The organism is Streptomyces sp. WAC03905 (assembly GCF_057371075.1).
Genome location: NZ_JBXYDZ010000003.1, coordinates 3,735,520 through 3,750,636, shown reverse-complemented (window position 1 = coordinate 3,750,636; position 15,117 = coordinate 3,735,520). Strand labels below are relative to the sequence as shown.

At 72.9% G+C, this 15,117-nt stretch carries 16 protein-coding genes; 9 read left to right on the top strand and 7 right to left on the bottom strand.

Annotation, left to right across the window (positions count from 1 at the left end; genetic code table 11):
• Positions 1-2: 2 nt before the first annotated feature.
• Positions 3-1,133 (bottom strand): acyltransferase family protein, encoded by a 1,131-nt coding sequence (locus AC2RP6_RS19375; protein ID WP_486450381.1) that lies wholly within the window; start codon positions 1,131-1,133, stop codon positions 3-5.
• Positions 1,019-2,095 (bottom strand): alpha/beta hydrolase, encoded by a 1,077-nt coding sequence (locus AC2RP6_RS19370; protein ID WP_486447330.1) that lies wholly within the window; start codon positions 2,093-2,095, stop codon positions 1,019-1,021. The genes AC2RP6_RS19375 and AC2RP6_RS19370 overlap by 115 nt, the downstream gene beginning before the upstream one ends.
• 374 nt (positions 2,096-2,469) lie before the next feature.
• Between AC2RP6_RS19370 and AC2RP6_RS19365 the strand changes: the two genes are divergently transcribed.
• The gene (locus AC2RP6_RS19365) at positions 2,470-2,964 is read left to right on the top strand and encodes an HIT family protein (protein WP_486447329.1); all 495 of its coding nucleotides are present in this window, start codon (positions 2,470-2,472) and stop codon (positions 2,962-2,964) included.
• 112 nt (positions 2,965-3,076) lie between these two features.
• Here the strand turns inward: AC2RP6_RS19365 and AC2RP6_RS19360 are convergent, their stop codons facing one another.
• The 4 genes from AC2RP6_RS19360 to AC2RP6_RS19345 all read right to left on the bottom strand — a co-directional run bounded on the left by AC2RP6_RS19360 (position 3,077) and on the right by AC2RP6_RS19345 (position 6,543).
• Complete coding sequence (locus tag AC2RP6_RS19360; protein ID WP_486447328.1) at positions 3,077-3,448, bottom strand: nuclear transport factor 2 family protein; 372 nt, start codon at positions 3,446-3,448, stop codon at positions 3,077-3,079.
• 102 nt (positions 3,449-3,550) lie between these two features.
• Positions 3,551-5,158, bottom strand: a complete 1,608-nt coding sequence (locus AC2RP6_RS19355; RefSeq protein WP_486447327.1) for a serine/threonine-protein kinase — start codon at positions 5,156-5,158, stop codon at positions 3,551-3,553.
• Between the two features lie 220 nt (positions 5,159-5,378).
• On the bottom strand, positions 5,379-5,918 hold the full coding sequence (locus AC2RP6_RS19350; RefSeq protein ID WP_486447326.1) for a MarR family winged helix-turn-helix transcriptional regulator: 540 nt from the start codon (positions 5,916-5,918) through the stop codon (positions 5,379-5,381).
• Entirely contained in the window at positions 5,911-6,543 is a 633-nt protein-coding gene (locus AC2RP6_RS19345; protein WP_486447325.1) for a DJ-1/PfpI family protein, read from the bottom strand. The genes AC2RP6_RS19350 and AC2RP6_RS19345 overlap by 8 nt, the downstream gene beginning before the upstream one ends.
• A 262-nt stretch (positions 6,544-6,805) precedes the next feature.
• Between AC2RP6_RS19345 and AC2RP6_RS19340 the strand changes: the two genes are divergently transcribed.
• From AC2RP6_RS19340 to AC2RP6_RS19330, 3 genes are all read left to right on the top strand, one after another.
• Positions 6,806-8,164 carry an aminotransferase class III-fold pyridoxal phosphate-dependent enzyme gene (locus AC2RP6_RS19340; RefSeq protein ID WP_486447324.1) on the top strand — a complete coding sequence of 453 codons (1,359 nt, stop codon included), beginning with the start codon at positions 6,806-6,808 and terminating at the stop codon, positions 8,162-8,164.
• Positions 8,165-8,362: 198 nt separating this feature from the next.
• Entirely contained in the window at positions 8,363-9,028 is a 666-nt protein-coding gene (locus tag AC2RP6_RS19335) for a GntR family transcriptional regulator (protein ID WP_486447323.1), read from the top strand.
• A gap of 103 nt (positions 9,029-9,131) precedes the next feature.
• Positions 9,132-9,782 carry a hypothetical protein gene (locus AC2RP6_RS19330; RefSeq protein WP_030838749.1) on the top strand — a complete coding sequence of 217 codons (651 nt, stop codon included), beginning with the start codon at positions 9,132-9,134 and terminating at the stop codon, positions 9,780-9,782.
• Positions 9,783-9,821: 39 nt separating this feature from the next.
• Here the strand turns inward: AC2RP6_RS19330 and AC2RP6_RS19325 are convergent, their stop codons facing one another.
• A complete protein-coding gene (locus tag AC2RP6_RS19325) occupies positions 9,822-10,568 on the bottom strand; it encodes an SLATT domain-containing protein (RefSeq protein WP_486447322.1) in 747 nt (248 codons plus the stop codon).
• 290 nt (positions 10,569-10,858) lie between these two features.
• Between AC2RP6_RS19325 and AC2RP6_RS19320 the strand changes: the two genes are divergently transcribed.
• The 5 genes from AC2RP6_RS19320 (at position 10,859) to AC2RP6_RS19300 (ending at position 14,993) form a co-directional block, all read left to right on the top strand.
• The gene (locus tag AC2RP6_RS19320; RefSeq protein ID WP_486447321.1) at positions 10,859-11,203 is read left to right on the top strand and encodes a YbaB/EbfC family nucleoid-associated protein; all 345 of its coding nucleotides are present in this window, start codon (positions 10,859-10,861) and stop codon (positions 11,201-11,203) included.
• Between the two features lie 81 nt (positions 11,204-11,284).
• Positions 11,285-11,884, top strand: coding sequence for a recombination mediator RecR (recR, locus tag AC2RP6_RS19315; protein WP_030648057.1), 600 nt, complete (start codon positions 11,285-11,287; stop codon positions 11,882-11,884).
• Positions 11,877-12,524 carry a DUF5063 domain-containing protein gene (locus AC2RP6_RS19310; RefSeq protein WP_486447320.1) on the top strand — a complete coding sequence of 216 codons (648 nt, stop codon included), beginning with the start codon at positions 11,877-11,879 and terminating at the stop codon, positions 12,522-12,524. The genes recR and AC2RP6_RS19310 overlap by 8 nt, the downstream gene beginning before the upstream one ends.
• A gap of 121 nt (positions 12,525-12,645) precedes the next feature.
• On the top strand, positions 12,646-13,920 hold the full coding sequence (locus AC2RP6_RS19305) for an aspartate kinase (RefSeq protein WP_486447319.1): 1,275 nt from the start codon (positions 12,646-12,648) through the stop codon (positions 13,918-13,920).
• Positions 13,917-14,993 carry an aspartate-semialdehyde dehydrogenase gene (locus tag AC2RP6_RS19300; RefSeq protein ID WP_486447318.1) on the top strand — a complete coding sequence of 359 codons (1,077 nt, stop codon included), beginning with the start codon at positions 13,917-13,919 and terminating at the stop codon, positions 14,991-14,993. Before AC2RP6_RS19305 ends, AC2RP6_RS19300 begins: the two co-directional genes overlap by 4 nt.
• Positions 14,994-15,117: the final 124 nt, after the last annotated feature.

Genomic DNA, 15,117 nt, shown 5'->3' with positions numbered 1-15,117 from the left:
GCCTAGGCATGGGTGATCTCCTTGGCGGAAGGGCCGGGGACGCGGCGGCCGGGCCGTTCATGGATGCGGAAGGCCGTCCAGCAGAGTCCCAACGCGGCCGCGAACACCGGCAGCCACAGCAGCCGCGCCGTTGTCCAGCCCAACGAGTCGGGCGCGGTGTGCAGGCCGGGCAGGTCGGCGGAGACCAGCAGCCCGAGGGCCGTGACGGCCATCATGGCGGTCTGGTGCCACAGGAAGATCGTCATGGCGGACAGGTTCAGCAGCGCCACCTTCGCCCAGGCCGCCGGCCTCCGCATGAGCCGGGCCAGCCGGTCGCGGAACAGCAGGGCCAGCCCGCACTGAGCCAGTCCGAACGCGACCGCGGCAAGTGTCGGCGGGTTCAGGTTCGAGACGGCCGCTCCCGGCACGCCCACCATGGACGCCGGATACCCGCCCCACAGGACCAGCGCGGCGGCCCCCGCGGCGCCGGCGGCGACGAGCAGCCGGAGACGGCCGCGCCGGGCGAGAACCCCGCGCGCCCACGCGGCCCCCAGGGTGAAGGGCACCAGCCAGCCCGCGGCGACATTGACCCAGCCGATCCACTCGGGCCCGCCCGCTCCGAAGCGCCACAGGTCGACACCGGCCACCACCGCGGCCGGCCAGACCGGGCTGATCCGGGCCACGAGCGGGGTCGCGGCGGTGAGAGCGGCGAACACCAGCAGGAACCACAGCGGCGACAGGACCAGCTTCACCAGCGTCCGCACGGTGTCCGGCTCCGCGCCGCCGACGAGCATGCCGCCCGCCACGACCGTCCACAGCACGAGCACCGCGGCGACCGGCCGGAACAGCCGGCCCAGCCGCTGCCCGACCCAGGCCCCGTACGAGACGCCCCGCTCGCGCGCCGAGGCGTACCCGAGGGCGGCGACATGGCCGCCGACCAGGAAGAAGACGGCCAGCGTCTGGAACACCCAGGACAACGGCGCCAGCCAGGGCAGGTACGTCAGGGGGCTGGTGCCGCGCAGACCGCCGTCGACGGCGGTCAGAGAAGTGACCAGCCAGTGGCCGAGCACCACCCCGAGGATCGCGAGGGCCCGGAGCCCGTCCACGGCCCGGTCCCGGCCGGCCGGTGTGGCCGCGTCGATGCCCGCCGCCAGAGCGGCCCAGCGGGCGCGGAGCTCAGGCACGGGGAGCCTCCTGCGAGGCAGCGGTACCGAGGACGATGGAGGCCAGGGCGTCGAGCGAACGGGTGCCCGGCTTGAGGTAGTCGCTGTGGCCCCCGCCCCCGGCGGGCCCGCGCCCCGAAGGCGGGATCGACCGGGTCGGTGCCGAAGCCGATCCCCCCGAGCCGGACATGCGGTACGCCGGATATCCAGTCGGCTCCGCCCCGGCCGGCCCAGATCCGGGCGGCGGTCGGCAACTCCGTGGCGGATCCGGCCCCCGTGCCCGGGCTGCCGTAGAAGACCATGTCACCGACCGCGGGGCCCGTCCGGGTCCGGGCGCAGACGACGGAGCCGTAGGAGTGGCACAGCAGCGACAGACGGGAGCCGGGTGCCGCCAGGTCCCGCAACCGGTCGAGGAAGGGAGCCAGTTCCGCAGCGGCCTGGTCGGCCCGGTCCGCGGTCAGCACGGTCGTGCTGACCGTGCCCGGAGTGTCGTACCCGAGCCAGGCGACCACGGCGGAGCGCGGATGCCCGGCCCGGAGCCGCTGCTGGAGGGCCACCGCGCCGGACCGGAACCGCTCGTACGTGTCGAGGGTCGTGTCGGAGCCGGGCACCAGGACGGCGATCCGGTCGGCCGTCTCCAGCTCCCCGAACACCTCCACGGCCCGGCCCCGCCCGCGGCCGTCGAAGGCGAGGAACTGCGCCGCGCCGCCCGCCGCCATGGCCCGCAGCCGGCCGGCCCGGCCGGAGCGGCCGGCGTCCTCGGCCCTCCGGACCGCCTCGGAGAGGTTGTCGCGGTTGGCGGCGTAACGGCTCCGGGGCGGTGCGTCCTGCGCGAACACGGCGGGCGCCGGGGCGGGGACCTGCGCGGAGGCGGCGGCGGACACGGGGACGATCACGGCCGCGGCGACCAGCGATGCCAGCAGCGTCCGGCGCAGCCGCCCACCCGCCCCCACGGCCCGAGCGCCCCCCGCGGCCCGCACCGCACTCCCGCCCGTGCCCGCACCCCCACCCGCACCTGCGCCCGTATCCCCACCCGCGGCTGCATCCGCACCCGCGCCCGTGCCCGCACCTGCGTCCGTGCCCGCACCTGCGTCCGTGCCCGCACCTGCGTCCGTATCCGTCGCCGGTGCCGTCCCCGTGGTCATGATGTGTTCCTCCGGTCGCCGGGAAGGGCCGTCAGCGCCCCTCTCCACCACCGAAGTTAGAAATGCCCGCCCCTCGTCGGCGTCCCGCCGCAGAGCTCTGTTGCTACGTAGCTCTCAGGTATGACAGGGGATACTTCCGAGGCACACCGCCCGCGCCACACACACCCGTACGGAGCTGACCGGTGAACGTCGACGACTTCCGCAGCGACCGCATCGGCAGCGCGCACCGCGGTACCAACCCCACCGTCCTGCGCCGCCTCACCGCAAGCTTCGCGGTCATCGGGGACCGGCAGTTCCTCCCCGGCTACTCGGTCCTGCTGACCGACGACCCGGCCGTGACCCGGCTCTCCGACCTGCCCCGGCCGCGCAGGGCCGCGTACCTCGCGGACACCGACCGGCTGGCCGAGGCCGTCGAGCGGGCCTGCGCACGGCTCGACCCCGCCTTCCGCCGGGTCAACATCGAGATCCTCGGCAACACCGACCCCTACCTCCACGCCCACGTCTGGCCCCGCTACGACTGGGAGCCCGACGACCGCGTCCGGCGACCCGTATGGCTCTACGGGGACGAGTACTGGCACGGCGCGGAGCATGCGCTGGGTCCGCGCCACGACGTCCTGCGCGCGGCGATCACCGAGGAGTTGGACCGGCTCGGCGATGGCGTCGGCCTGATGGCCTGAACCGCTGCGCCCGGCCCCTCACGTCGTCGCGACCCGCACCCCGAAGCCGACGAGGACGACCCCCGTCACCCGGTCCAGCCCCCGCCGCACGCGCGGACGCCGAGCAGGCGGCTCAGTCTGCCGCCAGGGGTTCGACGTAACCCGCCCGCCAGCTGGGGGCGGGGTCCTGGCCGGGGCTGGTCCAGTACTCCCGCGCCTCCACGACCTCCCCGTCGCGCACCGTCCACAGGGAGACGGCCCGGTAGACGACGTGGTCCTGGGGCATCTCCACCTCGGTGACGACGTGGTCCCCGTCGGCCAGGATGCGGAGCACGCGCACCGGCTTCTCGTCGGAGTAGCCGTCGTCGCTGTTCCCGGCGATGAAGTTGGCGCGACCGACGATGCGCTCACCGCTCACGGGCCATTCGATGACGGCGTCCTCGGCGATGAGCCCGGCCACACCGTCCCAGTCGCGTGCTTCGATCCGCTCCCACAGTCGTGCCACTACCCTCAACGGCTCCATGTGCCGCAGTGTCCGGCAGCCCGGCCGCGGGCAACAACCTTTACTTGCAGGCTTATTGACCTCGACACAAACCAACGGTGCCGGTCACTGCCTGCGGTAGTCGAGCGGGGGGCCGTCGCTGCCCGCGAGCTCCCTGCGCAGGGCCCCGTCGGGCAGCAGCCGGAGCCGGCTCCGGCCGCCCGCGGTGCAGGTCGGCGGGGCGCCCGAGGTGACGGTGGAGGCGTCCAGCTCCACGGGATCGGACCCGCTCTGCAGGGGCGCGGTCCAGGCGCAGGCGAATCCGGGGTCCTGGACGGACAGGGACATGACCGGGTCTCCGGTGCCGCCGGGCGCGAGGGTGAGCCGCCAGGTCTGGCTGCCGCGGACGGCCTGCCAGGTGCCCACGTACGCCTCCGGCAGGCCGCCGCCCACCGGGGCCGGAGACGGCGCGGATCCCATGGCGGAGGCAGAGGCGGAACCCGATACGGAACCCGATGCGGAACCCGATGCGGAACCCGGTACGGAACCCGATACGGAACCCGGAGCCGGGGCCGTCCCCGAGCCCGTGGTCGAAGGCGTACGGGAGCTCGTGACGGGCGGCCGGGGATCCTCGGCCCCGCTCATGACCGCGTACACGGTGCCGGCCGACAGGCCCGCGACGACCGCGGCGACCGCGAGGAGCAGCGCCGTCGAGGCGGTCCGGGGCCGGGCTGGACGTGCCGGTTCCGGGGCGGGGTGCGCGGAGTACGAGGGCGGCAGCGGCGGCGGCGCGGGCACCGCGCGGTCCGGCCCGGCGTCCTCACGGTCCAGCAGCTGTACGGCGTGCCGCCCGAGCCGGGCCACCAGTGGGGCCGGCAGCCAGGGTTCCAGGGCCCTCCCGTCGGCCACGGTGCCGTCGGCGCCCACCCGGCCCAGCAGCTCCGCGGGCCCGGGCCGCGCGCCGGGATCCGGGTGCAGGCAGTCCCGTACGAGGCCGAGCAGCTCGGCCGGTACGCCCGCCAGGTCGGGTTCCGCCCCGGTGCTGCGCAACAGGAGCGTCGCGAGGCCGCCGGGCTGTTCCGCGTCCCCGAAGGGCAGCCGCCCGGTGGCCGCGTACGCCAGGACCGCGCCGAGGCAGAAGACGTCGCACGCGGCGGTCACCGGTTCGCCGCGGAGCTGCTCGGGAGCCATGAAGCCGGGGGAGCCGACGACTTCGCCGGCCCGGGTCGGGCCGGTGTCGTACCCGGAGGGGACGCGGGCGATGCCGAAGTCGATGACGCGCGGCCCGTCGAGGGTGATCAGCACGTTCGAGGGCTTCAGGCCGCGGTGGACGATGCCGGCGCGGTGGATGTCCTGGAGGGCGTGCGCGAGGCCCGCGGCGAGGATCCGCACGGAGCGGTCCGGCAGCGGGCCGAAGTCGTGGGCCACGACCCGGCGCAGGCTCGGCCCGGCGACGTAGTCGGTGGCGAACCAGGGGGTCGGTGCCTCGGTGTCGGCGTCGAGGACCGGGGCGGTCCACTCGCCGCCGACCCGACGGGCCGCGGCGACCTCCTGGCGGAACCGGATGCGGAACTCTTCGAGGGAGTCCGTGCCGGGGTGGACGAGCTTGACCGCGACGGTCCGGCCGCGGTCGGAGCGGGCGAGGTAGACCTGGGCCATGCCGCCCGCGCCGAGACGGGAGAGCAGACGGTACGGGCCGATGCGGTGCGGGTCGTGCGGATGCAGTTGTTCCATGGCCGGGTGGTCCTCCCCCTGCGGGCCGAACAGCTCCGCCGGGAAAGACGGTTGGGGGCGCTCGCCGGTTGCCTGCCGGGGTCCCCCGCACGGGTTGTCCTCCGCCCTCGAACCCCAGTGCGCGAACCCCCGCCGCTCGGGCCCCCAGTGCGCGAACCCCCCGGCGCTCGAACCCCAGTGCGCGGGCCCCGGCTCCCCGGACCGCCGGGCCCCGAAGGCCTCAGATCTCGTCCGGCTCTCCCGGCCCTCCCGGCCCTCCCGGACCGTCCGGATCCGACGGATCGCGCGGTGCGGGCAGTGTGTCCAGGGCCGCGGCGAGCCGCTCCAGGACCCGCACCGTCTCCGCGAAGGCCGTGTCACCCAGCTCCGCCGCCAGGCGGGCGGCCATCGCCGAGTGGCCCGGGGTGATCCGGTCCACCGCCACGCGGCCCTCCGCCGTCGGCCGCAGCAGCTTCGCCCGCCGGTGCGCGGGGTTCGGCGCGTACTCCGCGAGCCCCTTGGCGACGAGCAGGTCCGCGATGCGCTGGACGCTCTGCCGGGTGATCCCCATGCTCCGGGCGATCCCCGCGACCGGCAGCGGCTCCCGCAGCACCGCGCCCAGCACCTGCCACCAGGCGGCGGTCAGTCCGGCGGGCCGTGCCAGCTCCTCGGAGAGGGAGAGGAACTGGCCGTTCAGCCGGAACACCCCGAGCGCGGTGCGGCTCAGCAGGTCCTGCCGGGTGCGGGTCGACCCGGCCGCGGGCGACAGCGGATCAAGCATCGCCGGCCGCCGATGCCGCCATCAGGACCGGGTACGCGCTCTCGTCCGAGTGGTGGAAGAGGCCGTACCAGGCGTCCAGGACGTCCGGCTTGTAGACGTCCAGGCGGGCGAAGACCTCGCGTGCGAACGCGACCGGCTCCGTCGGACCGGCCGTGATCAGGTCCCCGTCGGTCACGGCGTCGGCGTCGACGTACTTCTCGGCGCCCCCGTAGCCGGGCTGCTCCGCCAGGTAGAAGGAGACCGCGCTGGTGTGCGCCCGGTCGTCCAGCAGGCCTTCGCGGGCGAGACCGGCGGTGGCTCCGCAGATCGCCGCGACCGGCACTCCGGCGGCCAGGAACTCCCGGGCCTTCACGGCGAAGGGGGCCAGGTCGTCGCTGGTGTCCCACAGCGAGGCGCCGGTGAGGATCAGCAGCGAGGAGTCCTCCGGTCGCAGATCGGCGAGCCCCAGGTCAGGCTGGATGCGGACGCCGCCCATCGTGGTGACCGGCGTCCCGGCGGCGAAGCCGACCGTCCGGACGACGTGGCCCCGCTGGGTGAGGTGTGCGGTGGTGTGGCCGGTCTCCCAGTCCGCGTACGTGTCGTAGACCGCGAGGTGGACGGGCTTGCGTGCGGCGGTCTCGCTCATGATGTGTCGCCTCCGGCGTCGGGTGGTGCCTGGTGCGTGGTGCGTGGTGCGGGGTGCGTGGTGCCTGGTGTGCGTGGTGCCTGCGGCGCCCGCGGGAACGTCCACGAAAAGCGCCTATGACAAGAGACTGTCATAACGACAGGATGCTGTCAACATGGCAGGTGGGTGCTCCGGCGGCGCAGACAGACTGCCGAGACCGGCCCGCCACCCCCATACAGTCCGCCGATATCCCTCCCCACCTGCGCACTTCTAGCGTGGCGCCATGACCCCTCATGTCACCCCGCACACCCTTGCCGCCGTGAAGGACGCAGACCGGAAGCACGTCTTCCATTCCTGGTCCGCCCAGGCCCTGATCGACCCGCTCGCGGTCGCGGGGGCCGAGGGCTCCTACTTCTGGGACTACGAGGGCAAGCGCTACCTCGACTTCTCCTCCCAGCTGGTGAACACCAACATCGGCCACCAGCACCCCAAGGTCGTCGCCGCGATCCAGGAACAGGCCGCGCGCCTGTGCACCCTCGCGCCCGGCTTCGCCGTCGACGTCCGCTCCGAGGCCGCACGCCTCATCGCCGAGCGGACCCCCGGCGACCTGGACAAGATCTTCTTCACCAACGGCGGCGCCGAGGCCGTCGAGAACGCCGTCCGCATGGCCCGTCTGCACACGGGCCGCGCCAAGGTGCTCTCCACCTACCGCTCGTACCACGGCGCCACCGCCGCCGCGATCAACCTGACCGGCGACCCGCGCCGCTGGCCGTCCGACACGGCCGCCGCCGGCGTCGTGCACTTCTGGGGCCCGTACCTCTACCGCTCCGCCTTCCACGCGACGACCGAGGCCGAGGAGTGCGAGCGCGCCCTCGCCCACCTCGCCGACACCATCGCCTTCGAGGGGCCGCAGTCGATCGCGGCGATCATCCTGGAGAGCGTCCCCGGCACCGCCGGCATCATGGTCCCGCCCCCCGGTTACCTCGCGGGCGTCCGCGAGCTCTGCGACCGCCACGGCATCGTCTTCGTCCTCGACGAGGTCATGGCCGGCTTCGGCCGCACCGGCACGTGGTTCGCCGCCGACCACTGGGACGTCACCCCCGACCTGATCACCTTCGCCAAGGGCGTCAACAGCGGCTACGTGCCGCTCGGCGGCGTCGCCATCTCGGCCGCCGTCGCCGAGACCTTCGCCACCCGCCCCTACCCCGGCGGACTGACGTACTCCGGCCACCCCCTGGCCTGCGCCGCCGCCGTCGCGACGATCACCACCATGGAGGAGGAGGGCGTCGTCGAGCACGCCGCCCACCTGGGTGAGAACGTGATCGGCCCGGCGCTCGCCGAGCTCGCCGAGCGCCACCCCTGCGTCGGAGAGGTCCGCGGCCTCGGCGCCTTCTGGGCCCTGGAACTCGTACGCGACAAGGAGACGCGCGAGCCGCTCGTCCCGTACAACGCGGCCGGTGCGGACAACGCCCCCATGGCCGAGTTCGCGGCGGCCTGCAAGGCCTCCGGCCTGTGGCCCTTCGTCAACATGAACCGCACGCACGTGGTCCCCGCCTGCACCATCACCGAGGCGGAGGCGAAGGAGGGCCTGGCCCTGCTCGACGACGCGCTGACGGTCGCCGACCGCCACACCACCGCCTAACGGGCGGGCCGGACGGCGCGGCCGGAAGCGGTGGTGCGCGTGGCCGGACGGCGGTGGTGCGGCGTGGCCGGTTCGAGCCGGTGTGATTCTCGTCTTCACAGCGGGTCGGATCCGCACATAACCACCACCAACCGTCCGGTTTCGGCCTCGGTGCCTGGCCTATGGTGTCCGGAGCTCTACGACAGGAGACGGACCCCTATGCCAGGCAGCGGCGCTGTCACCCGCACCACACTTCGCCAGCAGATAGCGGACGCGCTGCGTGACGAGGTGCTCGCGGGACGCCTGCCTCCGGGGACCGAGTTCACCGTCAAGCAGATAGCCGAGCAGTACGAGGTCTCCGCGACCCCGGTGCGCGAGGCGCTCGTGGACCTCTCGGCCCAGGGGCTGCTCGAACTGGTCCAGCACCGCGGCTTCCGGGTGCGGGTCTTCACGGTCGACGACTTCCGCGGCATGATCGAGGCGCGTGCGCTGGTCGTGGACGGCATCTTCCGCCGGCTCGCGGAACGGGGCACGGCCCCCGGCTCCGGCGAGATGCTGGTGTCGGTGCGCCGCCGCGGCGAGGAGGCGCGCAGGGCGGCCGAGAGCGGCTCCCTGGAAGTACTGATCGGCTACGACCTGCGCTTCTGGCGGGAACTGAGCGGGCTCGTGGCCAACACCTACATCACCGAGTTCCTGCACCGCATCCGCGTGCAGTGCTGGGTCTTCGCCGTCCCCCACCTCCAGCGCGAGGAGCAGCTGCGCGAAGCGCTCTGGGACGGACACAGCGCTCTGGTCGACGCCGTGACGCTGGCGGACGCCGACGCGGTGCGCCGCATCGTGCGGGGCTACAACGAGCACGCCCTGGCCTGGGCCGCCCGGCTCTGACTCCCGGGGGCCTCCCGCGCCCGTAGTTCTGCGCACCCCTTCGCGGAGGGTGTCCGGCACACTACGCTGGCGGCATCGGCGACAACGACTGATCGGAGGCCGAGTGGCCTGTGACCTGTGGCTGGTCCCCCTTGTCGACGTGCTGTGCCACAGCCCCGACAACCCCTTCGCGGAAGAGATCGCCTCGTACGACAAGGCGCTGGGTGAGGCCGGACTCCCGTCCGTGCCCGTGTTCGCGTACATGCCGGGTCTGAGCGGGGACGTCGCCCCGGTCGCCGGTTTCGACTACGACGCCCTCCATTTCCTGAGACGGGCCTATCTGCTCCAGCTCTGCGGACTGCCGGTGACCCCGGTGGACGAGCTGGGCGGGGACTACGAGCAGCTGCTGGAGATGTTCGAGCCCACCGCGCAGCAGTCGCACCTGGTGTGGCACTACGACCACGCGGGCGCCTACGTGCCCGTCGACTTCCCGGCGCCGCTGGCGAACGAGGAGCTGCTGGCCGGCGGCGGACCGCTGGGGTCCGCACAGGGACTGCTGCGGGAGCTGCTGTTCGTCGCCCCCGCCATCGGGATAGACCCGGGGAACCCGCCTGCGGCGCCGGCGCCGCCGGGGCGGCCCACGTCCCTGGAGGAGCCCGCGGGACCGATCCCCTACGACGGCAGCCCCTTCGCCCGCGAGCGGCACGTCTGGCTGGGACTGCACGCGGCGGCGACGCGCAGTCTCGGACAGGGCTCGATGATCATCTTCAGCTGACCGGGGGCGGGGCGGCCCTGCCCCGCCGCCGCGGCCGGATCAGCGCGGCTGCTCCGGCGGCCGCTGGCGCGGCATGTTGGGGCGGGTGCCCGGCGGCAGCGGGAAGCGGGCCGGCGGGACGTACGCGTCCGCGCGCGCCCCGGGGCCCCCCAGCGACTGCATCACCAGCGGCGCCGGTCCGGACCGGAACTCCACCATCCAGTCCGCCGTCTCCGACCGGACCAGCTCCGTGATGTCCTCGGAGAAGCGGCGCAGCACGGTCAGGCACCGCTCGGCGGCCTCGCTGGCGGTGCCCTCGGTGGGACCGAGCACCTCGCGGACGTTCTCGGACGCCCAGTCGAACTGGAGGGTCTGGAGCCTGCGCTGCACCGCCTGGGCGGTGGCCACGTCCCGCATCCACCCCGACGTCAGCCCGAAGAACCGGTCGCAGGCCAGCGCGGCCGCGCCCAGCAGCAGGGCCAGGTACCCGTACGTCGATCCGCCCGGCGCCGACCCCGTCAGTTCCAGAACCGGCATCGCGGCGCCGGTGACGGCCCCCAGGGCCGCGCCGACACGCAGGACGCGCGCCCCGCGGCGCTTCCACGCGCGGTCGGAGAGGTACCACTCGGCCGTGCGCAGCGCGTCGGCCTCGACCCGCCGGTAGAGCTCGTCGAGCCGCTCGGCGGGCTCCCCCCAGTCCCCGAGGGGGAAGGGCCGTCCGGTCAGATCGCCCGCCGGCATCGGCCCGCCGCCTTCCTCCCGGGGATCCCGGGGTGGCCCCTCGGGCTGCATCTCGGGCTGGCTCACCCGGCACTCCCTCTGCCTGCGCTGACGTGTGGTGGTGCGCGTGTGCGCAATGATGCGCATGCTCTTCCTACCTTCGAATGGCGGGCGATGGACAACGAATCCCGCGATTTCCGCTCGCAAGGAGGGCTCCATCAGGTACGCGCACGCCCCGACTCTCACTCGAAAGAGTTGGTCCTCACGGCGTAGGGCGCGGCGCGCGGGGAGCACGTAGGCTCGGATTGACCAAGCGTTCCGAAGGTCTCGGGGCCGCGAAGGTCCCGACGGTACCGACGTACGGAAGTGAGTGCCCTGTGATTCCCGGTGGTGGCCAGCCCAACATGCAGCAGCTGCTCCAGCAGGCCCAGAAGATGCAGCAGGACCTCGCCGCGGCCCAGGAGGAGCTGGCGCGGACCGAGGTGGAGGGCCAGGCCGGCGGCGGCCTGGTCAAGGCGACCGTCACGGGCTCCGGCGAGCTGCGCGCGCTGGTGATCGACCCGAAGGCGGTGGACCCGCAGGACACGGAGACGCTCGCCGACCTCGTGGTCGCGGCGGTCCAGGCCGCCAACGAGAACGCCCAGGCGCTCCAGCAGCAGAAGCTGGGCCCCCTCGCGCAGGGACTGGGCGGCGTCAGCGGGATTCCCGGGCTGCCGTTCTAGCAGTACCCTCCAGCGTTCCCGTTCCCGTTCCCGTTCCCGTTCCACCCGCATCCGCTCCATCCGACGAAAGAAGGCAGTCCGTTGTACGAAGGCGTGGTCCAGGACCTGATCGACGAACTGGGCAGACTGCCCGGCGTCGGGCCCAAGAGCGCGCAGCGGATCGCCTTCCACATCCTGCAGGCCGAGCCCACCGACGTCCGCCGCCTCGCGCACGCGCTGCTGGAGGTCAAGGACAAGGTCCGCTTCTGTGCCGTGTGCGGGAACGTGGCGCAGGAGGAGCGGTGCGGCATCTGCCGCGACCCGCGCCGGGACGCGACGGTCATCTGTGTCGTCGAGGAGCCGAAGGACGTGGTCGCGATCGAGCGGACCCGCGAGTTCCGGGGCAAGTACCACGTCCTCGGCGGCGCGATCAGCCCGATCGAGGGCGTCGGCCCGGACGACCTGCGCATCCGCGAGCTGCTGGCGCGCCTGGCGGACGGTGAGGTGACCGAGCTGATCCTCGCCACCGACCCGAACCTGGAGGGCGAGGCGACCGCCACCTACCTCGCCCGCATGATCAAGCCCATGGGCCTGAAGGTCACCCGCCTGGCCAGCGGGCTCCCCGTCGGGGGAGACCTGGAGTACGCGGACGAGGTCACGCTGGGGCGGGCCTTTGAAGGAAGGCGACTTCTCGATGTCTGACGCAACGCTGCACGCACTCGGCCAGGACCCGGACGACTTCGCCGCCTCGATCGCCGACCAGATCGAGTCGTTCATCGTCGCGGTCACCGAGGTGGCCAAGGGTGAGGACCCGGACAGCGCGGTGCCCTTCCTCCTCCTGGAGGTGTCGCAGCTGCTGCTCGCGGGCGGCCGGCTGGGCGCGTACCAGGACGTGCTGCCCGACGAGCGCTACGAGCCCGACCTCGGCCCGGAGCCGGACGTCGACGAGCTGCGCGAGCGCTTCGCGCACATGCTGGAGCCCGTCGACGTGTACTCGGAGGTCTTCGACCCCTACGAGCCGCGCAAGGCGCCGGTCGCGCACCGGATCTCCGACGACCTGGCGGACGTCGTCGCCGACCTGCGACACGGCCTCATCCACCACCAGGCCGGCCGGATCACCGAGGCGCTGTGGTGGTGGCAGTTCTCGTACTTCACCAACTGGGGCCCGACGGCCTCGGCGACCCTGCGCGCCCTTCAGTCGCTGATCGCGCACGTGCGCCTCGACCAGCCCCTCGCCGCCCTGGACGGCCTCGACACCGACGAGGACCTGACCGAGGACGACCTCGCCGAACAGGCAGGCCAGGTCATGGCGGAGGAACTCGGCGGCCTGGGCCGCAGGTGACCGCTGCGGCGCGGGAACCCGGACTTTGATCTTTTCGTCTCATGATGTGGTACGAGGCGGTCGGATCGCGGTCGCTCGTTAGACTGCACCAGCAATGAGACGGACTGAGCGAGGAGCGCACGTGGGCCTTGTCGTGCAGAAGTACGGAGGCTCCTCCGTAGCCGATGCCGAGGGCATCAAGCGCGTCGCCAAGAGGATCGTGGACGCCAAGAAGAACGGCCACCAAGTGGTCGTGGTGGTCTCCGCGATGGGCGACACGACGGACGAGCTGATCGATCTCGCCGAGCAGGTTTCACCCATGCCTGCCGGGCGCGAATTCGACATGCTGCTGACCGCCGGAGAGCGGATCTCCATGGCCCTGCTGGCCATGGCGATCAAAAACCTGGGCCACGAGGCCCAGTCGTTCACCGGCAGCCAGGCAGGCGTCATCACCGACTCGGTCCACAACAAAGCGCGCATCATCGATGTCACGCCGGGCCGTATCCGCACCGCGCTGGACGAGGGCAACATCGCCATCGTCGCCGGCTTCCAGGGCGTGTCCGCGGACTCCAAGGACATCACCACCCTCGGCCGGGGCGGTTCAGACACCACGGCCGTGGCGCTCGCCGCGGCGCTGGACGCCGAGGTCTGCGAGATCTACACCGACGTCGACGGCGTCTTCACCGCGGACCCCCGCGTCGTGAAGAAGGCCAGGAAGATCGACTGGATCTCCTCCGAGGACATGCTGGAGCTCGCGGCCTCCGGTTCCAAGGTGCTCCTGCACCGCTGCGTCGAGTACGCCCGCCGCTACAACATCCCGATCCACGTCCGCTCGTCCTTCTCCGGACTGCCGGGCACCTGGGTCAGCAACGAGAATCCGCAAGGGGACGCGCAGGTGGAGCACGCCATCATCTCCGGAGTCGCTCACGACGTCTCCGAAGCCAAGATCACGGTCGTCGGCGTCCCGGACAAGCCGGGCGAGGCCGCGGCGATCTTCCGCGCCATCGCGGACGCCGAGATCAACATCGACATGATCGTGCAGAACGTCTCCGCGGCCTCCACGGGCCTCACCGACATCTCCTTCACGCTCCCCAAGGCCGAGGGCCACAAGGCCATCGACGCCCTGGAAAAGGCGAAGGCCGCGATCGGCTTCGACTCCCTGCGCTACGACGACCAGATCGGCAAGATCTCCCTGGTCGGCGCCGGCATGAAGACCAACCCGGGCGTCACCGCCTCGTTCTTCCAGGCGCTGTCCGACGCGGGCGTCAACATCGAGCTGATCTCCACCTCGGAGATCCGCATCTCGGTCGTGACCCGCCAGGACGACGTCAACGAGGCCGTCCGCGCCGTGCACACGGCCTTCGGCCTCGACTCCGACAGCGACGAGGCGGTCGTCTACGGAGGCACCGGACGATGACTGCCCCCCGGTCGACCCCGGCTCCGGCACTCGCCGTCGTCGGGGCGACCGGAGCGGTCGGCTCGGTCCTGCTCCGGATGCTGTCCCAGCGGGCGGACGTCTGGGGCGACATACGCCTGATCGCCTCCGTGCGCTCGGCCGGCCGCATGCTGTCCGTCCGCGGGCAGGAGTGCGAGGTGCTCGCCCTCACCGAGGACGCCTTCGACGGCCTCGGCCCGGGCGACGTCGCCGTCTTCCTGACCCCGGCCGACATCTCGGCCCGGTGGGCCCCCGTCGTCACCACGCGCGGCGCGGTCGTCGTCGACCAGTCCGCCGCCTTCCGGGACGATCCGGAGGTGCCGCTCGTCGTACCCGAGGTCAACGCCCACACGGCGCGGATCCGGCCGCGCGGGATCGTCGCCGCTCCGGACACCGTCACCGCCGCGATGATCGCCTCCCTGGGCGCGCTGCACGCCGAGTACGGCCTGACCGAGCTGGCGGTCTCCACGTACCAGGCGGCGAGCGCCGCCAGCCGGGCCGGCGCCGAGACGCTGCGCCGCCAGCTGTCGCTGGTCGCCGGCACCTCCCTGGGCGAGCAGCCCGGCGACGTGCGCCGTGCCGTCGGCGAGGACACGGGCCCCTTCGCGGCGCCCGTGGCCCTCAACGTCGTCCCGTGGTGCGGCGATCTGGACGAGGACGGCTGGTCCTCGCACGAGCTGGCCGTACGGGCGCAGACCCGCCGGATCCTCCAGCTTGAGGCGCTGCCGGTGTCGGTGACGTGCGTCCGGGTGCCGGTGCTGACCGGGGACTCGCTGACGGTGCGGGCCGGTTTCCAGAACGAGGTGAAGGCCGCGCAGGCCCGGGAGATCCTGGAGGCCGCGCCCGGCGTGGTGCTCGTGGACGACCCCGCGGCGGGGGAGTTCCCCACGCCCGTGGACGCCGCCGGGACGGATCCTGCCTGGGTGGGGCGGGTGCGGGCCTCGCTCGACGACCCCTACGCCCTGGAGTTCTTCGTCTGCGCCGACAATCTCCGTCAGGGGGCGGCGCTGAATGCCACACGGATCGCGGAACTGATCGCAGGTGAATTTGCGTAATTCGCTTTGTAGGATCGGTGCCGATCCCTTGATCAAGGTGATGGCCCGACTGCCGTTTCGCTGGACGGGGCAATCGGGAAGAGCGGGTACGCATGAGCGCAATACGGATTTCTCTGCCGAGGGT